The 22576-nt window shown below is 70.3% G+C and carries 19 protein-coding genes; 13 read left to right on the forward strand and 6 right to left on the reverse strand.

Annotated elements, in window-relative coordinates:
* Positions 1-60: 60 nt before the first annotated feature.
* Positions 61-1776 carry an MFS transporter gene (locus ACFVYL_RS29385; RefSeq protein ID WP_389721199.1) on the reverse strand — a complete coding sequence of 572 codons (1716 nt, stop codon included), beginning with the start codon at positions 1774-1776 and terminating at the stop codon, positions 61-63.
* A 197-nt stretch (positions 1777-1973) separates the two neighbouring features.
* Between ACFVYL_RS29385 and ACFVYL_RS29390 the strand changes: the two genes are divergently transcribed.
* Positions 1974-2573 carry a TetR/AcrR family transcriptional regulator gene (locus ACFVYL_RS29390; protein WP_389721201.1) on the forward strand — a complete coding sequence of 200 codons (600 nt, stop codon included), beginning with the start codon at positions 1974-1976 and terminating at the stop codon, positions 2571-2573.
* 104 nt (positions 2574-2677) lie between these two features.
* Here the strand turns inward: ACFVYL_RS29390 and ACFVYL_RS29395 are convergent, their stop codons facing one another.
* Entirely contained in the window at positions 2678-3841 is a 1164-nt protein-coding gene (locus ACFVYL_RS29395) for a pentapeptide repeat-containing protein (RefSeq protein ID WP_389721203.1), read from the reverse strand.
* A 370-nt stretch (positions 3842-4211) separates the two neighbouring features.
* On the reverse strand, positions 4212-5633 hold the full coding sequence (locus ACFVYL_RS29400; RefSeq protein ID WP_389721205.1) for a cation:dicarboxylate symporter family transporter: 1422 nt from the start codon (positions 5631-5633) through the stop codon (positions 4212-4214).
* Positions 5634-5879: 246 nt separating this feature from the next.
* Here ACFVYL_RS29400 and ACFVYL_RS29405 point away from each other — a divergent pair, with 246 nt between their 5' ends.
* From ACFVYL_RS29405 to ACFVYL_RS29445, 9 genes are all read left to right on the forward strand, one after another.
* The gene (locus tag ACFVYL_RS29405) at positions 5880-7565 is read left to right on the forward strand and encodes an ATP-binding protein (RefSeq protein WP_389721207.1); all 1686 of its coding nucleotides are present in this window, start codon (positions 5880-5882) and stop codon (positions 7563-7565) included.
* On the forward strand, positions 7562-8245 hold the full coding sequence (locus ACFVYL_RS29410) for a response regulator (RefSeq protein WP_389721209.1): 684 nt from the start codon (positions 7562-7564) through the stop codon (positions 8243-8245). The genes ACFVYL_RS29405 and ACFVYL_RS29410 overlap by 4 nt, the downstream gene beginning before the upstream one ends.
* Before the next feature lie 209 nt (positions 8246-8454).
* Complete coding sequence (locus ACFVYL_RS29415) at positions 8455-9822, forward strand: extracellular solute-binding protein (protein WP_389721211.1); 1368 nt, start codon at positions 8455-8457, stop codon at positions 9820-9822.
* Between the two features lie 8 nt (positions 9823-9830).
* Positions 9831-9986: a hypothetical protein gene (locus tag ACFVYL_RS29420; RefSeq protein WP_389721213.1), complete on the forward strand. Its 156-nt coding sequence runs from the start codon at positions 9831-9833 to the stop codon at positions 9984-9986.
* A 10-nt stretch (positions 9987-9996) separates the two neighbouring features.
* Complete coding sequence (locus ACFVYL_RS29425; RefSeq protein ID WP_389721215.1) at positions 9997-10947, forward strand: carbohydrate ABC transporter permease; 951 nt, start codon at positions 9997-9999, stop codon at positions 10945-10947.
* Between the two features lie 12 nt (positions 10948-10959).
* Positions 10960-11817 (forward strand): carbohydrate ABC transporter permease, encoded by an 858-nt coding sequence (locus ACFVYL_RS29430; RefSeq protein ID WP_389721369.1) that lies wholly within the window; start codon positions 10960-10962, stop codon positions 11815-11817.
* Between the two features lie 123 nt (positions 11818-11940).
* On the forward strand, positions 11941-12345 hold the full coding sequence (locus tag ACFVYL_RS29435) for a hypothetical protein (RefSeq protein ID WP_389721217.1): 405 nt from the start codon (positions 11941-11943) through the stop codon (positions 12343-12345).
* Positions 12333-13364, forward strand: a complete 1032-nt coding sequence (locus ACFVYL_RS29440) for a hypothetical protein (RefSeq protein ID WP_389721219.1) — start codon at positions 12333-12335, stop codon at positions 13362-13364. The genes ACFVYL_RS29435 and ACFVYL_RS29440 overlap by 13 nt, the downstream gene beginning before the upstream one ends.
* A 223-nt stretch (positions 13365-13587) precedes the next feature.
* Complete coding sequence (locus ACFVYL_RS29445; protein ID WP_389721371.1) at positions 13588-14217, forward strand: helix-turn-helix domain-containing protein; 630 nt, start codon at positions 13588-13590, stop codon at positions 14215-14217.
* A gap of 45 nt (positions 14218-14262) precedes the next feature.
* Here the strand turns inward: ACFVYL_RS29445 and ACFVYL_RS29450 are convergent, their stop codons facing one another.
* Positions 14263-15288 (reverse strand): ATP-dependent 6-phosphofructokinase, encoded by a 1026-nt coding sequence (locus ACFVYL_RS29450; RefSeq protein WP_389721221.1) that lies wholly within the window; start codon positions 15286-15288, stop codon positions 14263-14265.
* Positions 15289-15569: 281 nt separating this feature from the next.
* Between ACFVYL_RS29450 and pta the strand changes: the two genes are divergently transcribed.
* The 3 genes from pta (at position 15570) to pyk (ending at position 20415) form a co-directional block, all read left to right on the forward strand.
* Positions 15570-17663, forward strand: a complete 2094-nt coding sequence (pta, locus tag ACFVYL_RS29455; RefSeq protein WP_389721223.1) for a phosphate acetyltransferase — start codon at positions 15570-15572, stop codon at positions 17661-17663.
* A 30-nt stretch (positions 17664-17693) separates the two neighbouring features.
* Positions 17694-18911: an acetate kinase gene (locus ACFVYL_RS29460; RefSeq protein ID WP_389721225.1), complete on the forward strand. Its 1218-nt coding sequence runs from the start codon at positions 17694-17696 to the stop codon at positions 18909-18911.
* 73 nt (positions 18912-18984) lie between these two features.
* Entirely contained in the window at positions 18985-20415 is a 1431-nt protein-coding gene (gene pyk, locus ACFVYL_RS29465; protein ID WP_389721227.1) for a pyruvate kinase, read from the forward strand.
* A 100-nt stretch (positions 20416-20515) separates the two neighbouring features.
* Here the strand turns inward: pyk and ACFVYL_RS29470 are convergent, their stop codons facing one another.
* A complete protein-coding gene (locus ACFVYL_RS29470) occupies positions 20516-21961 on the reverse strand; it encodes a hypothetical protein (RefSeq protein ID WP_389721229.1) in 1446 nt (481 codons plus the stop codon).
* Positions 21951-22511: a DUF6114 domain-containing protein gene (locus tag ACFVYL_RS29475; RefSeq protein ID WP_389721231.1), complete on the reverse strand. Its 561-nt coding sequence runs from the start codon at positions 22509-22511 to the stop codon at positions 21951-21953. The genes ACFVYL_RS29470 and ACFVYL_RS29475 overlap by 11 nt, the downstream gene beginning before the upstream one ends.
* Positions 22512-22576: the final 65 nt, after the last annotated feature.

Here is a 22576-nt window from a genome sequence, read left to right on the forward strand (position 1 = left end):
GGCCGCCCCCTGAGGGGCGGCCCGACCTTTCGCGGTGTCCGGGTCAGCGCGGTGTCCGGGTCAGCGCTGCGGCTGCCGCTCGCGCGTCCCCTTCGCGCCGTCGGCGGCCGATCCGGCGCCCGACGTCGATTCGGTGCCGCCCGCGGGCTCGGTGCGGCCCTTGCGCGGCAGCAGCACCGCGACCAGCACCGTTCCAACGCCGAGGATCCCCGCGCCGACCAGGCTGGTGTGGGCCACCGCGTCCGAGAACGCGGAGCCGACCGCGTCCGCCATCTTGCCCGCGCCCTGCGCGAGTTGGTCGGCCTGGCCCTTGAGCTGCGCCGCCTGCTGCTGCGAGCTCGCGTGGGCCGCCTTCTCGGCCGCCGCCTGCGCCTTCTCGCCGATGCCCTGCGCCACCGCGTAGCCCGCGCCGACCGAGTCCTGCGCGGTGTCCAGCGTGCCGGGCGGCAGCTTCGTCCCGGAGGCCCCGGCCGCGTCCGCCAGCTTCGAGGAGTACGAACTGGCGAGCACCGAGCCGAGGATGGCGATGCCGAGCGAGCCGCCGAGCTCCAGGGAGGTGTCGTTGACCGCGCCGCCGACGCCGAGTTCGGACTCGGGGAACGCGCCCATGATGGCGTCGGTGCAGGGCGAGAGCGCGAGGCCGATCGCCAGGCCGAGGATGATCAGCGGGGCCACGAAGTCCCCGTACGAGGAACCGGAGTCCACCCGCGTGAGCAGCGCGAGCGCCACGGTGCCCGCGACCATGCCCGCCGACACCGTGATCTTCATGCCGATGCGCGGGGTCAGGTACCCCGTGAGGGCCGACCCGACGAAGACCGCGCCCGCGAGCGGCAGCATGCGCACGCCCGTCTCCAGCGGGTTGTAGCCGAGCACGAACTGCAGGTGCTGCGTGAGGTAGTAGAACGCGCCGAAGACCGCGAGGAAGAAGAGCGCCACCGCGAGGTTCGAGCCGGCGAAGCGGCGGTCGAGGAAGCGGCGGACGTTCAGGATCGGGTGCGGGTGGCGCAGCTCCCAGGCCACGAAGGCGAGCAGGCCGAGGCCCGCGACGACCGCCGCCGAGACGGCCTTGGCGTCCCAGCCGAAGTGCGGGCCCTGGATGATCATGTAGACCAGCGCGCCGGTCCAGACGACGGAGAGCGCGCCGCCGACGTAGTCGATCCGGTTGCTGTGCCCGGCCTTGGACGGCGGGATGAGCACGAACGCGCCGACGAGCGCGACGATGGCGACGGGCACGTTGATCAGGAAGGTCGACGCCCAGCCGTGGTTCTCCAGGAGCGCGCCGGCGACCAGCGGCCCCGCGGCGATGGCGAGACCCGCGGTGGCGGTCCACAGGACGATGGCCTTGGCCCGCTCCGCACGCGGGAACGTCGCGGCGAGCAGCGACAGCGTGGCCGGCATGATCATCGCCGCGCCGAAGCCCATCACCGCGCGGGCCGCGATGACCCCGCCCGAGCTGTCGACGAGCGAGCCCGCGACCGAGCCCGCGCCGAACACGACGAGGCCGAGCACGAGCGCGCCGCGCCGGCTGTACTTGTCGCCGATCGCACCGAGCAGCAGCATCAGCGCGGCGTACGGGACGGTGTAGCCGTCGATGACCCACTGCAGGTCGGAGCTGGAGAGTCCGAGATCCTTGGTCATGTCGGGGGCGGCGACGGTCAGCGCCGTGTTCGCCATCACGATGATCAGCAGACTCAGGCACAGCACGCCCAGGGCCCACCAGCGCCGCGCGTACGGCTGCTTCATCTCCTCGACCGGTTGCTTCATGACGAGAGCCACCGAAGCCTCACCCTTCCATGCTCCATGTACGTTCCTGCTTCCCGGTGACCTTGCACAGCATCACCTTGCACAGCACTGTGCAATTACACACGACTGTGCAACTTACGCCATTGCGCACCGCCGTGCAAAACAGGGCAGAGACGACGGAGCCGCCCTCGGCCGAAGCCCGGAAACCCCCCGCGAGGCCCGCGTGCACAATGGAGCCCATGAGCCGAGCCGACGCCAACCGCCGCCGCATCCTGGAGGTGGCCCTCGCCGAGCTGCTGCGCGATCCGGACGCTTCCATGGACCAGATCGCGCGCGCCGCGGGCGTCGTGCGCAGGACGGTGTACGGGCACTTCCCCAGCCGGGAGGCGCTGATCGGCGCGCTCATCGACGGCGCGGCGGAGGCGGTCGCCGCGGCCCACGCCTCCGGGCGCGCACGGTCGGACGACCCCGCCGAATCGCTCGCCCACTCGATGGTCGCCGTCTGGGAGATCGCCGACGGCTACCGCCTGCTCATCGCCCTCGCCCAGCGCAGCGTCGCGATGGAGGGCATCAGACAGCGCCTCGCCCCGGTCCGCGCGGAGTGCGTGGACGTCCTCCGCCACGGGCTGGCCCAGGGCGCGTTCACCTCGCCCCTGCCACCCGCCGCCCTCGCCTATGTCCACGAGCAACAGCTCTTCGGCCTGATGGAGGCCGTCAACGACGGCCTCCTCGCCCCACAGGACGCGGGCCGGGCCGCCGCGTCGACGGCACTCATGTCGGCGGGGGTTCCGGCGGAACGGGCGCGGGAGATCATTGCGGCTTTGCCGTAACGCGGGGCGGGAGCAGAACTCGGGGCGAGGGCGAACCCGGAGCGACGCCGAACCCGGAGTGAGGCCACACTCAGAGTGAGGCCGCACTCAGAGCGAGGGCGAACTCAGAGCGAGGGCGACTCCGCCTCACCCGGAGGGGGGTCCCCCGCCTCCGCTCCCGACGCGCTCTCCGCCGGCGGGAGCCCCGCCCTGGCGCGCAGGATGTCGGCTCTCGCGTGAATCAGCAGGGCGATGGCCTTGACCACGGCGGCGCCGCCCGTGCCGATCGCCAGGACCATTCCGCTCACCGCCGTGATGATCTGGCCCGTCTCGGACGGCTCGAACTGGAGGCCTGCGTGCACGTCCAGAATGCCCGCGGTGATCTCGTGGGTGACGAAGAAGGCGAGTACCGAAAATGCCGCGAGGGCCGCGACGAGGGCGGCATCCGTCCGGCGCCGTTTGCGCCGCGACAGGTACGCGTCCCGGCGGTCCTGCGCGGCTGACTTCCGGCCTGCCGGGTGGCGGTGGATCAGTACGTGACCGCGGAATTCATTTCCCCACACTCGCAGGAGAGGGGTGAGGCGGGGCCTGGCGGAACGGATTCGGTCCAGCCCCAGATCTCCCTCTTCGTGCTCACCCAATACGTGAGCTCTCTCTCGTGGCACCAGGGTGACGGACAGAAAGTCCTCGGCCCGGTCCGAGAGCATCAGGTCTTCCATTTCCACCCGCCCCTTGACCGAGGTACCTCGCAGCGATATGCCTCGCCCGAGCTCGGCGTCTGTCAGCAGGCAGTCCCCGCTGATCACCGCTCCTTCCAGGTCCAGCCGCGGGGCGCAGACGCTGCCCTTGAAGGAGAGACTCCGAATCTGCGTCACCGACAGGCACACTGCTTTTCCGGTGAAGACGGCTTCACGGAATGCGGCGTCGCCCATTCTCGCCTGGTGAAAAGATACGTTCCCGTCGAATCGGGAATGATCGAAGCGGACGTATGTACGGAATGCCACCCTTCCCCACAGGGCTCTCTGCGCGAACCAGGCCGCCTCGAATTCCGCGCGCCCCCAGAACTGTGCAGCGGTGAACACACCTGCTCCGGTGAATTTCGAGCCCGAGAAAAGAGCGGTCCCGTAGAACTCCGCCCCGTCGAAGTAGGCGTCCCCGGAGAAACGGGCCTCCTCGAACGAGGCATCGGAGGTGAACGTGACCCCGGTGAAGCGGGCCTCATCCGTGAACGTCGCCCCGACGAAGCGCGCCCACCCGAACCGGGGACTCCGGCTCTCCGGGTCGTACACGGCCGCTTTCAGGGCGCCCAGGAGCTCGGCGTCGAAGCTCGTACCCCGGTGGCCCACGTCATCGCCAGGACGCAAGCCCTCGAAGTAGGCCTTCCGCGCGTCCGCGTCCAGGTGCGCCAGGCACTCGCCCCGGCGCACCACTTCCCCACCGCACCCCACGCGCCCGCACTCCGGCCAGCGGGTGGGCATCGAGATCGTCATGTCCTGATCACACCAAGACGAGAAGCCCGGCCGCAGGGATTTCACGGATCGCCGTCGCCGGCGAAAGGGCGAGAAGAAAAAGGGCGAGAAGAAGAGGAAAGGGGCAGGGGCGCCGGAATCGGCACCCCCACCCCTCTCGCGGATACGGTGACGACTACTACACCTTCTACTACACCTTCACCGGCTCCTTGCCGCCCTCATCACGCGGCTCCGGCACGGCGTCCGCGTCGCCCGCGTCCGCCTCGCCCGCCCCGGAGGGCCCAGCGGTCTCGTGATCGTCATCCACCAACGTACGTTCGTCGAAAGGCAGTTGCCCGGCCAGGACCGCCGTGACGCGGTCCTTGTCGACCTCCTTGGTCCACGTGCCGATCAGCAGCGTGGCGACCGCGTTGCCCGCGAAGTTGGTGAGGGCGCGCGCCTCGCTCATGAAGCGGTCGACGCCGATGATCAGGCCGACCCCGTCGACCAGCGCGGGCTTGTGCGACTGGAGGCCGCTCGCGAGGACCGCGATGCCCGAACCGGAGACGCCCGCCGCGCCCTTCGACGCGATCATCATGAAGAGCAGCAGCGAGATCTGCTCGCCGATGCCCAGCGGCTGGTGCATCGCGTCGGCGATGAAGAGCGAGGACATGGTCAGGTAGATCATGGTGCCGTCGAGGTTGAAGGAGTAGCCCGTCGGAACCGTGATGCCGACGACCGGCCTGCTGACCCCCAGGTGCTCCATCTTCGCGATGAGCCGCGGCAGCGCGGACTCGGAGGAGGAGGTGGAGAGAATGAGCAGGAACTCGCGGCCCAGGTACTTGAGCAGCTTGAAGAGGTTGACCCCGGTCACCACCCGTACCAGCGTGCCGAGCACCACCACGATGAACAGCACGCAGGTGACGTAGAACCCGATCATGATCGTGGCGAGCGCCTTGAGCGCGTCGACGCCCGTCTCGCCGATGACGGCCGCCATCGCGCCGAACGCGCCGACCGGGGCCGCCCACATGATCATGCCGAGAACCCGGAAGACCAGCTTCTGGATGTGCCCGATGCCCCGCAGCACCGGCTCGCCGGAGCTGCCCATGGCCTGCAGCGCGAAGCCCACGAGCAGCGCGACGAGCAGCGTCTGGAGGACCTCGCCCTGGGTGAAGGCGGAGACGAAGGTCTTGGGGATGATGCCGATCACGAAGTCGACGAGACCCTTGTCCGCCTTGTCGGCGGCCTCGTGGCCCGCGCCCTTCTCGGACTCGGTGATGTCCATGCCCGAACCCGGGTGCAGGATGTTGCCGACGACGAGCCCGATGGCGAGCGCGACCACGGACATCGCCATGAAGTAGCCGAGCGCGAGCCCGCCGACCTTGCCGACCTTGGCTGCCTTGCGCACCGAACCGACGCCGAGAACGATCGTGCAGAAGATGATCGGCGAGATCATCATCTTGATCAGATCGACGAAGCCGGAGCCGACCGGCTTCAGGTCCTTGGCGAAGTCCGGCCAGATGAAGCCGACGGCGATGCCGAGCAGCACGGCGCCGATCACGGCGATGTAGAGGTAATGCGTGCGGTCCCGCTTGGCTGCGGGCTGCGCTTGTGGGTCGGCCGTGGTGGTCACGGGGCCCTCCTTGAACGACGACGTCGGCGTTGTGGTGCCTGCGGTGCGTGCGGCTCACGTCCTGTGCGTGCGGCTCGCGCCCTGCGGACGCGGCCCACGCTCTGCGTGCTCGGCTCACGTCCTGGGTGATCGGCTCCCGTCCCGGGCGATCCCGGTGACTATCTCCCGGTCTGTGAGGGCGGTCACCCTTGCGTTCATTTAGTTCGCACTTATACGACCACGTGTACGACGAGGCAGACTGGCACCATGTCCCGCACCCCTCCCGGCCGCCCGCGCCGGCTGCCGCGCAGCCTGGCGGGCCAGCTCTTCGCGATGCAGATCGTGCTGGTCACGGTGGTGGTCGCCGGGTGCGCACTCTTCACGTACCTGAGCGACAAGCACCAGGCCGAGGAGGGCGCGCGCCGGCAGGCGACGGCGGCGGCACGCGCCGTCGCGGACTCCCCCTCGGTACGGGAGGCGATCCGCGGCAGCGACCCGTCGAAGGAGCTCCAGCCGTACGCGGCGCGGGTGCAGCGCGACACGGGCGTCGACTTCGTCACGATCATGGACCCGCGCGGCATCCGCTGGACCCATCCGGACGAGCGGCGCATCGGCGAGCGCTTCCTCGGCCACCGCGCGGCCGCGCTCCGCGGCCGGACCTTCACGGAGACGTACACGGGGACACTGGGCCCTTCGGTACGGGTGGTCACCCCGATCCGGGCGGCCTCCGGCTCCGGCTCCGAGGCGGGCTCCGGCGGTCGCGTCGTCGGGCTGGTGAGCGCCGGGATCACCGTCGAGGAGATCACCGCGAAGGCCCGCGGCCAGCTCGTCGCGCTGCTCGGTGTCGCGGCGGCGGCCCTCGTACTCGGCGGCATCGGTACGTACGTCATCAACGCGCGCCTGCGCCGCAGCACCCACGGCATGAACGCCGGCGAGCTGAGCCGCATGCACGACTACCACGAGGCGGCGCTGCACGCGGTGCGCGAGGGGCTCCTCATGCTGGACGGACAGCGGCGGATCGCGCTCATCAACGACGGCGGCCGCGAACTGCTCGGCGTCCCGGGCGGCCCGGTCATCGGCCGCAACGTCGCCGAGCTCGGACTCCCCGCCCCGCTGACGGGTGCGCTGCTCGCCACGGAGCCGCGGGTCGACGAGCTGCACCTGACCGCCGACCGCGTGGTCGTCGTCAACACCTCCCCCGTGACGGGCGGCGAGCGCCGCGGCACGGTGGTCACCCTGCGCGACCACACCGAACTCCAGGCGCTCGCCGGGGAGCTGGACTCCGAGCGCGGCTTCACGCGGGCGCTGCGCTCGCAGGCCCACGAGGCGGCGAACCGCCTCCACACGGTGGTGTCCCTGATCGAGCTCGGCCGCGCGGACGAGGCCGTCGACTTCGCCACCGCCGAACTGGAACTGGCCCAGGCGCTGACCGACCAGGTCGTCGCCGCCGTCCACGAGCCCGTCCTCGCGGCCCTGCTGCTCGGCAAGGCGGCGCAGGCGAACGAACACGGCGTGGAGCTGGTCGTCTCGGCCGACAGCAGCATCGACGACGGCATGCTCCCGGAGGCCCTCTCCGCCCGCGACCTGGTGACGGTCCTCGGCAACCTCATCGACAACGCGGTCGACGCGGCGCAGGGCTCCCACGTGGCCCGGGTCACCGTGACGGCGCGGGCCGACGAATCGGGCCTGCTCCTGCGCGTCGCGGACACGGGTCCTGGCGTCGACCCCGCGCAACGCCGCTCGGTCTTCGAACGCGGCTGGTCGACGAAGGCGCCGACGGGCCGGGGCCTCGGCCTGGCCCTGGTCCACCAGACGGTCACCCGCAACGGCGGCACACTGGTGGTCCGGGAATCCGCGGAGGGCGGAGCGGAGTTCGAGGTGACCCTGAGGACACCCGCGTCTCGCACCGGCCCCACCCCGGGTGACAGAAGCGATCAGGGAGGCGACCGGTGATCCGCGTACTCGTAGTCGAGGACGACCCCGTCGCGGCCGACGCCCACGTCCTCTACGTGAACCGCGTCCCCGGTTTCGAGGCCATCGGGCGCCCCGCCCACTCCGCCGCCGAGGCCCGCCGCGTCCTGGAGCGCACTCCGGTCGACCTGATCCTCCTGGACCTGCACCTCCCCGACGGCCACGGCCTCCAGCTGGCCCGGTCCCTGCGCGCGGCGGGGCACCCCACGGACGTGATCGCGGTGACGTCGGCCCGTGACCTGGCGGTCGTCCGCGAGGGCGTCTCCCTCGGCGTCGTCCAGTACGTCCTGAAGCCCTTCACCTTCGCCACCCTCCGCGACCGCCTCACCCGCTACGCGGAGTTCCGCACCGCCGCCGCCGACGGCGAGGCCACCGGCCAGGACGAGGTGGACCGCGCGCTCGCCACCCTGCGCGCGCCGGGCCCCGCCGCACTGCCGAAGGGGCTCAGCGGGCCGACCCTCGAACGCGTCATCCACACCCTGCGCGCCGCCCCCGAAGGCCTCACCGCCACCGCGGCGGCTCAGTCGGCGGGCCTGTCCCGCATCACCGCGCGCCGCTACCTGGAGCACCTGGTCGACACGGCGCGGGCCGCCCGCAGTCCTCAGTACGGCCATGTCGGCCGCCCCGAACTGGTCTACCGCTGGCTCGCCGCGGGCGACTGAGCCCCGGCAGGCGTCCCCTTTCCCACCCCGGGTGCCTCATCGGCGTGCGCCCGACAACAACGTTGTCACGTTGATGAAAAGCATCAATTCACAGCCCCCGCAGGGGGATTGACCTTGCTCCGAGCACGCCCGTACGTTCACCGGGCAACCCGCGTCGTACCCCGTTGCACCCCGCGTGGCGACCCAGCCGCGTCGGCCAGTAGGAGGTCGTGCCCGTGCGCCCCACCACCACCCCCCTGCTCCTCACCGCCTCCGCCCTGCTCGCCGCCGGGACCCTCACCGCGTGCGGCGGCGGCTCCGGCGACGACCCCGACACCGTGAAGGTCTCCTTCAAGCAGTCCACGGACAACAAGATCAAGGTCATGGACACCTACCTCGAAGGCATCAGGAAGCAGTTCGAGAAGGAGAACCCCGGCAAGAAGGTCAAGCTGGTGCCGATCAAGGCGCCGGACTCCGAGTACTACACCAAGCTGCAGCAGATGATGCGCTCCCCGAAGACCGCGCCCGACCTGGTCTACGAGGACACGTTCCTCATCAACTCGGACATCACCAGCGGGTATCTGAAGCCGCTCGATCCCTACCTGGACAAGTGGCGGGACTGGGACCAGTTCATCGACACGGCGAAGACGGCGGCGAAGGCGGCCGACGGCAAGACGTACGGCGTGCCGGACGGGACGGACACCCGCGGTCTCTGGTTCGACAAGGCCATCTTCAAGAAGGCGGGCCTGCCCGCGAACTGGCAGCCGAAGACCTGGGACGAGGTTCTCGACGCGGCCCGCACGGTCAAGAAGAAGGTCCCGGACGTCACTCCGCTCAACGTCTACACCGGCAAGCCCGCGGGCGAGGCGGCGACGATGCAGGGCTTCGAGATGCTCGCGTACGGCACGGGCGAGAACCCGCTCTACGACCCGGAGTCGAAGAAGTGGATCACGGGCGGCAAGGGGTTCGAGGACTCCCTGAAGTTCGTGGAGACCGTCTACGAGGAGAAGCTCGGACCGGACGTCTCGGACGCCCTCGACCCCAACTTCCCCACCCGCGTACGCGGTGAGCTGCTGCCCGAGGGCAAGCTGGCGATCAACCTCGACGGCTCGTGGCTGCCGCAGGACTGGGGCAAGGGCGCGGGTCACGAGTGGCCCGAGTGGTCCCGGAAGCTGGGCCTGGCCGCCATGCCGACGCAACACGGCCAGGCGCCCGGCAAGGTGAGCATGTCGGGCGGCTGGACCTGGTCGGTCCCGGCCAAGGCGGACAACCCCGAGCTGGCCTTCAAGTTCATCGAGACGATGCAGACGAAGGCCAACGCCAAGAAGTGGTACATCGCCAACTCGGGGATCGCGGTCCGCAAGGACGTGGCGGCCGATCCGGCGTACGTGAAGGCGCAGCCCGGCATCAAGTTCTTCACCGACCTGGTGACCTCGACGCACTACCGGCCCGCGTACCCCGCGTACCCGAAGGTCTCCACGGCGATCCAGGAGGCGATGGAGACGGTGACGACGGGCGACGGCTCGGTGAAGGACGCGGCGAACGGCTACGCGAAGGAGGTCGATTCGGCGACGGACGGCGAGGTCGTCGAGCGGTAGCGGCGCACGTGTCACACCCCGGGCGGCTGCTCCGGCCGCCGTACCTCGGCCTGACCTCCCTGGCCGCGGTCGAGCTGGTGGACCGGCTCGTGCCACCGCCGGAGCCCCCGCACACCCCGCCGCCCGCGCCACTGCCGGTCACCGCCGTCGCGACCAGAGAGTGAGTGCCCCCACGTGACCACCGCATCCTCCGCGGGCCCCGACGGCGTCGCCAAGACGTCGCCGGGCCGCCCGGCCGCCTCCCCGCCGGACGCCGCCCGGGTCCGCGTCCGCCGGGGCCTGCTCCGCGCCCTGCCCGTCTCCCCCGCCGTCATCCTGCTCGTCCTCTTCCTCGCGGGCCCGATCGGCTACTGCGCGTACATCGCGTTCACCGACCTCCAGCTCACCGGGCAGGCCGAGTCGAGCTTCGTGGGGTTCGACAACTTCCGTGAGGCGTTCGGCGACGAGCGGTTCCTCAACGCGGTCTGGCTCACCCTCGTCTTCACGGTCCTCTCCTCCCTCATCGGCCAGAACACCCTGGGCCTGGCCCTCGCCTCCCTCATGCAGCGCGCGTCCAAGCCGGTCCGCACCCTCACCGGCGCGATCGTCGTCACGGCCTGGGTCCTGCCCGAAGTCGTCGCGGGCTTCCTGCTCTACGCCTTCTTCCGCCGCGAGGGCACCCTGAACGCGGTCCTCGACGCCCTCCATCTCCCGTCCCAGAACTGGATGTTCACCCTGCCGATCCTGGCGGTGTCGTTCGCGAACGTCTGGCGGGGCACGGCCTTCTCGATGCTCGTCTACTCCGCCGCCCTGAACGAGATCCCCAAGGAGATCACCGAGGCCGCGGAGGTCGACGGCGCGAGCGGCTGGCGGAAGATGTGGCACATCACGCTGCCCATGATCCGCCGCTCGATCGGCACCAACCTCATGCTCAACACCCTCCAGACGCTCTCCGTCTTCGGGCTGATCTGGGTGATGACGCGCGGCGGCCCGGGCAACGACAGCCAGACGCTCCCGCTCTTCATGTACGAGCAGGCCTTCCAGAAGAGCATGATCGGCTACGGCACCGCCGTGGCCCTGCTGCTCCTCCTGGTCGGCTCCCTCTTCTCCCTCGTCTACCTGCGCCTGCTGCGCACGGAGGTCTGAGTGGCCGTCAAGATGTCTGCGAGCGGGGCGACTTCGAGCACGCTCCGGTCGCGGCGCACCAAGCACCGGCTCGCGGCCGACGCGGGTCTGCTGGTCGTGGCCGCGGCGTTCGTGCTTCCCCTGGCCTGGGTGGTCCTGTCCTCCTTCGACCCGAAGGCGGACCTCAGGGTGCGCGTCCCCGACGGCCTCACCCTCGACAACTACGACCAGGTGCTCACCCCCGAGATCACCTTCACCCCGCTCCTCAACAGCCTCCTGCTGTGCGGCGGCGGCACGCTGCTCACGGTGGTCTGCGCGGCCCTCGCCGCGTACCCGCTCTCGCGCTACCGCTCCCGCCTGAACCGCCCCTTCATGCTGACGATCCTCTTCGCGACGAGCCTGCCGATCACCGCGATCATGGTCCCCGTCTACGCCCTCTTCGTCCAGGTCGACCTGATCGACACGATGCAGGGCACGATCTTCTTCTTCGCAGCGTCCCAACTCCCGTTCGCCATCTGGCTGATGAAGAACTTCATGGACGGCGTCCCCAAGGAGCTGGAGGAGGCGGCGTGGACCGACGGCGCCTCGTCCTTCCAGTCCCTCCTGCGGATCGTCCTCCCCTTGATGGGGCCGGGCGTGGCCGTGGTGACGGTCTTCTCCTTCGTCATGATGTGGGGCAACTTCTTCGTCCCCTTCATGCTGCTGCTCACCCCGGAACAGATGCCCGCGTCGGTCAGCATCAACGACTTCTTCGGCAACAAGGGAACCGTGGTCTACGGCCAGCTCGCCGCGTTCTCCATCCTCTACTCGACCCCGGTGATCCTCCTGTACGTCCTGATCTCGCGGAAGCTCGGCGGCGGATTCGCGCTGGGCGGGGCCGTGAAGGGCTGAAAAAAGGCTTCCCCCGCGGACAAGCCCGCGCAGGACGTCGCCAACCGGCCGGAGATCGAGCTTCCTTCGGACCTGACGTACAGGTTCGAGTGGTCCAGGACGGGCGACAAGAACAAGGACGCGGTGCTCGCCGACACCGAGCAGTACCTGAAGGCCGTCGACCTGGCCATCGCGGAGCAGGCACCGCTGCACAAGGCATACCGCTTCTACGCCGAGGGCGAGGCGGCGGCCGGCAGCCAGAGGTTCGTGCAGGAGTACGTCGACCACCAGGACCGGATCACCGGCATCAAGCGGTACTTCAACGCCCGGGTGGACGTCACGGGCGGCAAAACGGCGGGCCTCGTCTACTGCGAGGACCAGCGCAAGGCACACAACAAGAGCCTGAAGACGGGGAAGACCGCCGGGGCGTCGGCGCCGTCCAAGGACGACTTCGTGCTCTACAGCAGCCGACTGCGCGCGAACCAACAGGGCGTCTGGATCACCGAGACGACCACATCCGACCGGGGGAACGACACATGCCAGCCATGAGAAGGAAGTCACTCGTAGCCGCGGGGGCCGTGGCGATGTCCGCGGCGCTGCTCCTTTCGGGGCCCGCGTCCGCGCGGACCGGCCACGGCGGCACCGCGAACGGCGACGCCGCGGGCCCCACCGAGAACGGCGGCGACGGCTCGCTGACGGCCACCGCGGGCGGCATCAGGTACGACGACTCGAAGAACGGAACCGGCCCCAAGGCCGGGCCCATCGCCCCCACCGGCGACTACAGCCCGCCGCCCTGCTGGTACGGCCCCACCTACACCCCGGCCCAGTTCAAGAAGGAGCGCGAGGCGGTCTGGTCGGTCGACTCCACGGGCGCCCAGTGGGACCTGGAGCAGCGCAAGCGGTACGTCGAGGGCGAACCGTACAAGAACTTCAACCTCGACAAGGCCGGCAAGGGCTACTGGTGGACCGCGTTCCCCGACAAGTCCTACCCGCCCGGCTGGGACAAGTGCACCAAGGACACCTTCTGGGTCGACAAGGGCGACCCGCCGCCCGCCGGTATCCCCGCCCTCGACCCGGAGATCCTGGCGAAACTCGCGTACGCCAGGATCCGCGTCCCCGGCACCGAGGTGAAGCTGGCCCCCGAGGCCGCGACCAAGGTGAACCTGCCCACCTGGGCCTGGCTGGACGGCGCGGAGTTCAAGCCGGTGTCGGTCACGGCCAGGGTCGACGTCCTCGGCATCGAGGCGACGACGACCGCCGAACCCGTCTCCCTCAAGATCGACCCCGGCACCGCGGACGCGGAGACGTATCCCGCGAACGGCGTCTGCGACCTCGTCGGCGACAGGATCGGCACGCCCTACGCCAGAGGCAAGGCCACAAAGACCCCGCCCTGCGGCGTGAAGTACCTGCGCTCCTCGGGCGACGGCTCGTACCCGCTGAAGGCCACGGTGACGTGGAAGATCCACTGGACGGGCACGGGCGTGAACGGTGAAAAGCCCCTGCCTGACGGCGAGTTCGGCGCGGAGCAGGACGTGGTGGTGGAGGAGGTCCAGTCCGTCAACCGCTGAGAGCCTGCCTTTGAATCCCCGCCTGCGCAGCGGCTGCCGGGGCGCACGCGCCGCCGTTTCGGCAGCCGTACCTTCCCACCAATCCGCAACCTCGTAGAAACACACCGTAGTCACCACCCCCGCAGGCGCCTACGGTGTGCCCGTGCAATCGAGCCAACCGCCGCACCAGCCGACGCCCCCCTTCGACTTCCCCGCCGCCCGGCGCCTGCGGGAGGCGCTCGGGATGGCCCACGGGCATGTCGCTTACGGGATGCGAGCCAGTTACGGGCTCACGTACGTCACCGCCGACACCATCGCCGCCTGGGAGCGCGGGCTCGCCGCGCCGACCTCCGCCGAGCTCACCGCGCTCGCCGCCACGCTGTGGTGCTCGCCGGGGGATCTGATGGGGGCCGCGCGGACCCTGCGCGAGCACCGGCTCACGCGGGGGCTCGCCCCGGAGGACGTCGCGCGGGAGTCGGGCGTGGAGATCCAGTCGTATCTGCGCATGGAGGAGACCGGTACCTGGCGCGGCAACGAACGGCAGTCCGCCGCCCTCGCCCGGACCCTGGCGCTCTCCCCCGCCGACTTCGTCACCGTCACGGGACGGGCCGACGCGCTCGCCGAGCTGCTTCGCAGCGCCGTCACGACCCGGTGGCAGGGGTACGTGCGGCCGGTGGCCAAACTGCTGCCGGTGGAGAAGCGGCACGTCGAGGACGTGCTGCGGCAGATGCACGACGACTACCAGTCCCGGATGACGCGCACGCTGAGCTGGGGCGGCGGGGCGAGCTCCGACGCGTCCGGGGAGGCCGGCCGGGACTTCCTGGACCGGATCCTCGAACACTTCTGGTCGCTGGTCCGGGGCGGGCGGGGCTGAGGTCCCCGCCCGCCTCGCGAGCGGGGACCGTCGCGGAGGCCCGGTCTAGAAGACCGACTCCGCCTCGTCCATGCGGTCCTTCGGAACCGTCTTCAGCTCCGTGACCGCCTCCGCGAGCGGCACCATCGTGATGTCCGTGCCGCGCAGCGCCGTCATCCTGCCGTACTCCCCGCGGTGCACCGCCTCGACCGCGTGCCAGCCGAAGCGGGTCGCGAGGACGCGGTCGTACGCGGTGGGGGTGCCGCCGCGCTGGACGTGGCCGAGGATGACCGGCTTGGCCTCCTTGCCGAGGCGGGCCTCCAGCTCGTAGGCCAGGGCCGTGCCGATGCCCTGGAAGCGCTCGTGGCCGAACTGGTCGATCGCGCCCTTGCCGTAGTTCATCGTGCCGTCCTGCGGGTGCGCGCCCTCGGCGACGCAGATCACCGCGAACTTCTTGCCGCGCGAGAAGCGCTCCTCGACGAGGGCGACCAGATCGGCGGGGTCGAAGGGGCGTTCCGGCAGGCAGATGCCGTGCGCGCCGCCGGCCATGCCGGACTCCAGGGCGATCCAGCCCGCGTGGCGGCCCATGACCTCCACCACCATCACGCGCTGGTGGGACTCGGCGGTGGTCTTGAGGCGGTCCATCGCCTCGGTGGCCACGCCGACCGCCGTGTCGAAGCCGAAGGTGCGGTCCGTGGAGGAGATGTCGTTGTCGATCGTCTTGGGGACGCCGACGACCGGCACGCCCGCGTCGGACAGCATGCGGGCCGCCGTCAGGGTGCCCTCGCCGCCGATCGGGATGAGCGCGTCGAAGCCGCTCTTCTCGATGAGTTCCTTGGCGTCCTCGCAGGCCGCGCGGAAGCGGGCGCGCTCCAGGCGGGACGAGCCGAGGATGGTGCCGCCCCGGGCCAGAATGCCGCTCACGGCGTTCAGGTCGAGGGGGCGGTAGCGCCCGTCGAGCAGGCCCGCGTAGCCGTCCTCGAAGCCGATGACCTCGTCGCCGTAATGCGTCACGGCGCGGTGCACGACCGACCGGATCACTGCGTTGAGGCCGGGGCAGTCGCCGCCCGCGGTGAGAATTCCGATACGCATCGCGCTGTGTCTCCTGCTCGCTGCTGGTACTTGTGAGCCGATCCGATTGTTCCACGGCCACCAGGGGGTCGCCGCTCACGGATGTGCGACGGATGTCTGTCCGAGAGGCGGGCAGGGACCTTGGTACCGCCTCCGTCGGGCCTTTCGTCCGGCGGGCGGCCTATCCAGCCGCAGAGGTATTGTCAAGAGGGCACAGCCGCGATATCGGGCCATTTGTCCAGCTCACCCGGCAACCGTGCCGGGCCCGCGGACAGCGACGGAAGCGAAGAAGGGGAGCACGCGTGACGCGCAGCGTGTACGTGACCGGGATCGACCGGGGCGACGGTCGCCAGGTCGTCGAACTGGGAGTCATGGAGCTCCTCACCCGCCAGGTCGACCGGGTCGGGGTCTTCCGGCCACTCGTCCACGACGGTCCCGACCGCCTCTTCGACCTGCTGCGGGCGCGCTACCGCCTCTCGCAGGACGCGACGACCGTGTACGGCATGGACTACCACGAGGCGTCGGCGCTCCAGGCGGAGCAGGGCACCGACGAACTGGTCTCCCGGCTCGTCGACCGGTTCCACCGGGTCGCGAGGGACTATGAAGTCGTCCTCGTCCTCGGCACGGATTTCGCCGCCACCCAGCTCCCCGACGAGCTCTCGCTCAACGCCCGCCTGGCCAACGAGTTCGGCGCCTCCGTGCTCCCCGTGGTCGGCGGCAAGAACCAGACTGCCGAGTCGGTGCGCGCCGAGACGCGGAACGCCTACCGCGCGTACGACTCGCTCGGCTGCGACGTCCTCGCGATGATCACCAACCGGGTGGCCCCGGCCGACCGCGACGAGATCCACGAGCGGCTTGAGGCCCGCCTGCCCGTGCCCTGCTACGTACTGCCCGACGAGGCCGCGCTCTCCGCGCCGACGGTCGCGCAGATCACCCACGCCCTGGGCGGCCGCGTGCTGCTCGGCGACGACTCCGGGCTCGCGCGCGACGCCCTGGACTTCGTCTTCGGCGGCGCCATGCTGCCGAACTTCCTGAACGCCCTGACGCCGGGCTGCCTGGTGGTCACCCCCGGCGACCGCGCCGACCTGGTGGTGGGCTCGCTCGCCGCGCACAGCGCCGGTACGCCGCCCATCGCGGGCGTCCTGCTGACCCTGAACGAGCAGCCCGGCCAGGAGATCCTCACCCTCGCCGACCGCCTCGCGCCCGGCACCCCGGTGGTCGCGGTCTCCGGCGGCTCCTTCCCCACGGCGGCCGAGCTCTTCGCCCTTGAGGGCAAGCTGAACGCGGCGACGCCCCGCAAGGCGGAGACCGCCCTCGGCCTCTTCGAGCGGTACGTCGACACCGCGGATCTGCTCAAGCGCGTCTCGGCGCCGAGCTCCGACCGCCTCACGCCGATGATGTTCGAGCACAAGCTCCTGGAGCAGGCCCGCGCCGACCGGCGCCGCGTCGTGCTGCCCGAGGGCACCGAGGAGCGGGTGCTGCGCGCCGCCGACGTGCTCCTGCGCCGCGGCGTCTGCGACCTCACCCTGCTCGGCCCGGTCGAGCAGATCCGCAAGAAGGCCGCCGACCTCGGCGTGGACCTCGCCGACTCCGAGCTCATCGACCCGCAGACCTCCGAGCTGCGGGACCGTTTCGCCGCCAAGTACGCGGAGCTGCGCTCGCACAAGGGCGTCACCGTCGAGCTCGCGCACGACGTGGTGGCGGACGTGAACTACTTCGGCACGCTGATGGTCCAGGAGGGCCTCGCCGACGGCATGGTGTCGGGCTCCGTGCACTCCACCGCCGCGACCATCCGGCCCGCCTTCGAGATCATCAAGACCAAGCCCGACGCCTCGATCGTCTCGTCGGTGTTCTTCATGTGCCTCGCCGACAAGGTGCTCGTGTACGGCGACTGCGCGGTCAACCCGGACCCGAACGCCGCGCAGCTCGCGGACATCGCCGTCCAGGCGGCCGCCACCGCCCGGCAGTTCGGGGTCGAGCCGCGGATCGCGATGCTCTCGTACTCGACGGGTACGTCCGGCTCGGGCGCCGACGTCGACAAGGTGCGCGAGGCCACCGAGCTGGTGCGCGAGCAGCGCTCCGACCTGAAGATCGAGGGGCCGATCCAGTACGACGCCGCCGTGGAGCCCTCCGTCGCGGCCACCAAGCTGCCCGGCTCGGACGTCGCGGGCCAGGCCAGCGTGCTGATCTTCCCGGACCTGAACACCGGCAACAACACCTACAAGGCCGTGCAGCGCTCGGCCGGCGCGATCGCCGTCGGCCCGGTCCTGCAGGGCCTGCGCAAGCCGGTCAACGACCTGTCCCGCGGCGCGCTCGTCCAGGACATCGTCAACACCGTCGCCATCACGGCGATCCAGTCCCAGGCCCAGTCCCGGGCCGAGACCCCCACCGCCTGATCCCCCCCCACACAGAAAGCGCCTCCCTCAGTGACCGCCACTCGCGTACTCGTCCTCAACTCCGGCTCCTCGTCGGTGAAGTACCAGCTGCTCGACATGCGCGACAGCTCGCGCCTCGCCGTCGGCCTGGTCGAGCGGATCGGCGAGGAGACCTCGCGGCTCAAGCACACCCCGCTGGCCGGCGGCGGCGCCGAGCCCCGGGAGCGCGAGGAGCCGATCGCCGACCACGAGGCGGCGCTGCGGGCCGTCGCCCATGAGCTGACGGCGGACGGGCTCGGCCTCGACTCCCCCGAACTGGCCGCGATCGGCCACCGGGTGGTGCACGGCGGCCTGAAGTTCACCGCGCCGACCGTGATCACCGACGAGGTGCTCGCGGAGATCGAGCGGCTCGTCCCGGTGGCCCCGCTGCACAACCCGGCCAACATCACCGGCATCCGCACCGCCCGGGCCCTGCGCCCCGACCTGCCGCAGGTCGCCGTCTTCGACACCGCCTTCCACACGACGATGCCGGAGGCCGCGGCGCGCTACGCGATCGACGTGAAGACCGCCGACGAGCACCGCGTGCGGCGCTACGGCTTCCACGGCACGTCCCACGCGTACGTCTCGCGCAGGACGGCGAAGCTGCTGGGCAAGGCCCCCGAGGACGTCAACGTCATCGTGCTGCACCTGGGCAACGGCGCCTCGGCGAGCGCGGTGCGGGGCGGGAAGTGCGTCGACACCTCGATGGGGCTCACGCCACTGGAGGGGCTCGTGATGGGTACCCGCTCCGGTGACCTGGACCCGGCGGTCATCTTCCATCTGGCCCGGGTCGGAAAAATGTCCATCGACGAGATCGACGTGCTGCTCAACAAGAAGAGCGGCCTGATCGGGCTCTGCGGCGACAATGACATGCGGGAGATCAGGCGCCGGGTCGACGAAGGCGACGAAGAGGCCGCGCTCGCCTTCGACATTTACGTCCACCGTCTGAAGAAGTACATCGGTGCCTATTACGCGGTTCTCGGCCGGGTCGACGCGGTCGCTTTCACGGCGGGCGTGGGCGAGAACGCCGCCCCGGTGCGGGAGGCGGCGGTGCAGGGCCTGGAGGAGCTGGGGCTCGCGGTCGACGGTGCGCTCAATTCCGTACGTTCCGACGAAGCCCGGCTCATTTCGCCGGAGTACGCGCGCGTCGCTGTCGCCGTGGTGCCGACCGACGAAGAATTGGAGATCGCCGCGCAGACGTATGCGCTGGTCGCCGACCGCAACGCCTGAGCGGACTTCCGCCCATTTGTAGATTCCACCAGACGGAATATTCCGTAGCGAAACAAACCGATAGGATCGCCCCATGCGCCGTTCCAAAATCGTCTGCACGCTGGGCCCCGCCGTCGACTCCGAAGAGCAGCTCGTCTCGCTGATCGAGGCCGGCATGAACGTGGCCCGATTCAACTTCAGCCACGGCACGCACGCCGAGCACCAGGGGCGGTACGACCGCGTCCGTGCGGCCGCCGCGAAGACCGGCCGCGCCATCGGTGTCCTCGCCGACCTGCAGGGCCCCAAGATCCGTCTGGAGACCTTCGCCGAGGGCCCCGTCGAGCTGGTGCGCGGTGACGAGTTCACCATCACCACCGAGGACGTCCCGGGCGACAAGTCGATCTGCGGCACCACCTACAAGGGCTTGCCGGGCGACGTCTCCAAGGGCGACCAGATCCTGATCAACGACGGCAACGTCGAGCTGCGCGTCGTCGAGGTGGAAGGACCGCGCGTCAAGACGATCGTCGTCGAGGGCGGCGTCATCTCCGACCACAAGGGCATCAACCTGCCCGGCGCGGCCGTGAACGTGCCCGCGCTCTCCGAGAAGGACGTCGACGACCTGCGCTTCGCCCTGAAGATGGGCTGCGACATGGTCGCCCTGTCCTTCGTGCGCGACGCGAGCGACGTCAAGGACGTCCACAAGGTGATGGACGAGGAGGGCCGCCGGGTCCCCGTCATCGCCAAGGTGGAGAAGCCGCAGGCCGTCGCCAACATGGAGGGCGTCGTCGCGGCGTTCGACGCCGTGATGGTGGCCCGTGGCGACCTGGCCGTCGAGTACCCGCTCGAAAAGGTCCCGATGGTGCAGAAGCGCCTCGTGGAGATGTGCCGCCGCAACGCCAAGCCGGTGATCGTCGCGACCCAGATGATGGAATCGATGATCACCAACTCGCGCCCCACGCGCGCCGAGGCGTCCGACGTCGCCAACGCGATCCTGGACGGCGCGGACGCGGTCATGCTGTCCGCCGAGTCCAGCGTCGGCGCGTACCCGATCGAGACCGTCAAGACGATGTCGAAGATCGTCACCGCGGCCGAGGAGGAGCTCCTCTCCAAGGGCCTGCAGCCGCTCGTGCCCGGCAAGAAGCCGCGTACGCAGGGTGGTTCGGTGGCCCGTGCCGCGTGCGAGATCGCGGACTTCCTCGGCGGCGAGGCGCTGGTCGCCTTCACGCAGTCCGGTGACACGGCCCGCCGGCTCTCCCGCTACCGCGCGGCCCAGCCGATCCTGGCCTTCACCACGGACGAGGCCATCCGCAACCAGCTCGCGCTGAGCTGGGGCGTGGACACCTACGTCGTGCCGCACGTCGACAACACCGACGCGATGGTCGAGCTCGTCGACGCCGAGCTGATCAAGCTGAAGCGCTTCAACGACGGTGACACGGTCGTCATCACGGCGGGCTCGCCCCCCGGCGTCCCCGGCACCACCAACATGGTGCGGGTCCACCACCTGGGCGGCGGCGGCCGCGACTGACAGCTGACGGCTGAGGGCCGGGCCGAGGCCCGTCCCGCGCACGCGCCGAGGGCGCCCCCTTGCGAAAGGGGGCGCCCTCGGCGTCTGTCGTGCGGGCGGTTCAGTCGGTGATCGACTGGTGCAGTCCGGGAATCGTCAGGTTCCCGCCGAACTGACCCGCCTGCTGCACCTTCACGTCCGTGAAGTAGATCAGCGGGATGTTCAGCGGCGGCGGGTGCTCGGGGTCGAAGGTGATCGGGATGAGCCCGAACAGCTTGCCCGAGATCCGCTCGGTGTACATCGTGGTCTCCCCGCCCCGGATGGTGGACGTGGTGCCCTTGGCCGCCTCGACGTGGTACTTCTTGCCGGCCGGTCCCTCGACGATCTGGTGCAGGTCGCCGATGTCGGTGTTCTGGACGACGTACTTCAGGGCCTGCTTGCTCCGGCCGTTGGGCATCGTCAGGTTCACGACGCCCTGGTAGTCGGCGCCCTTGAGGGTGAGCGAGCTGGCTTCCAGGTTCCACGGCTGGTTCGGGATGGGCGAGGGCGTCTTCTCGGCGTCTCCGTCGACCTTCTTCTCGACCACGCACGGGAACGGCTTCTTGCCGTTCTCGTCCGGCGCCATCGGGTCCTCGGCCTTGTCCTTCGCCGCGTCCTTCGCTGCCTTCTCGGCCGCTTCCTTGAGCTTGTCGGCCTTGTCCTTGAGCTTGTCGGCCTCGTCGTCGGCGGTGTCCTTGCCGTCCTTGAGACCGTCCTTGACGCCGTCCCCGAGCTTGCCGACGGTGTCGTCGACCGGCTTGGTGACCTTGCCGGTGGTGTCCTTCAGCGCGTCCTCGGGGGACTTGGTGCTCCCGGAACCGGACTTGGCACCGTCCTCGTCGGACGTCGAGCCGGACCGCGCCGGGGACTCGGGCTCCTTCTCGCCCTCGTCCTTGGCTGCGTCCTCGTCCTTGTCGGGCGTGAAGACGTCCTTGAGGGCGTCGCCCACGCCCAGCGGGTCCCAGGGGTTCTTGGTCTCGGTGGGCTCCGGAGTCTTCCCGGACTCCTCGGCGCCGTCCTTCTCACCGGTGGACGGCTCGGTGGGACCGGCCTTGTCGTCCGGGTCCGCCTTGTCGCCCTGGTCCGCCTTGTCGTCCGAGGAGGGCGAGGTCGGCGGGTTCGGCTTCCCGGCGTCGTCCTTCTTCGCCTCGTCCTTCCCGCCCGTCCCCTTGGCCTCGTCCGCATCCTTGGCGCCCTTGGCGTCCTTGGCCGCTTTCTCGGCCGCCTCTTCCTTCGCCTTGGCCGCGGCGTCCTTCTCCGCGTCGCTCTCGGCGTCCTTGTCCGGCGCCGTGACACACGGGCCGTCCTGGAAGGGGTTGTCCGGGACACCCGGCTTGGCCTGCGCGAGCGTCGGGGTCAGGCCCATGCCCATGAGCACGGCGGTGGGCATCGCGGCGATGGCGATCGCCTTGCCCGCGGGAACCTGCAGCCGGGTCAGCAGCGGCTTCCTGGGTGCCGCGTGGCGCGGCCCGGTTCTCGCACGGGGCTCCCCCGCGAAGCCCTCGTGGTGCACCTCGTCAGCCGGCACGGTGCCTCCCGTTCGTCCCGTTCGTCGGGCTCGTTCCTGACAGATCGTCCTGTTCGCCGCTCACCCCACCCGCGCCGGCCGCGGCGGGCGACCCGAGGGCCCCGTCGGGGCCGCCGGACTCTCCGGCCTTGCGTCCCGCGGGCTCACCGGCAGGCTTCGCGTGGGCCCAGGAGACGCCGAGGGCGCCGCCGATCAGGGCGAGCAGGAAGCCGATGACGAAGCCGCCGAAGTTGGAGACCACCAGGGAGACCAAGGCGAGCAGAATCGCCGCGACACCCGCGAAGACACGGGAGTGCGGCTGGAACCACATGGTCAGGCCGAGCACGACCAACAGCACGCCGATGATCAGCGATCCGGCGCCGGCGGTGGTCGCCATCCGGATCGTCATCGTGCCGAGCGTGAGGTTCGCGTACGGGAAATACATGATCGGGATGCCGCCGAGAAGTGTCAGCAGACCACCCCAGAACGGGCGCTGACCGCGCCACCCTCGGAAACGAAGGCGCATCCGGCCGAGCTTGTCGCCCAGTCCCACTTGCGCTTCGGCGCTCATGTCGTACAGCTCCTCGGGAATGGCGTTGGTTCTGTGTGTCGTGCGGTGTCGGGCACGGGGACGGC

This window comes from Streptomyces sp. NPDC058308 (genome assembly GCF_042880275.1).
GTDB lineage: Bacteria > Actinomycetota > Actinomycetes > Streptomycetales > Streptomycetaceae > Streptomyces.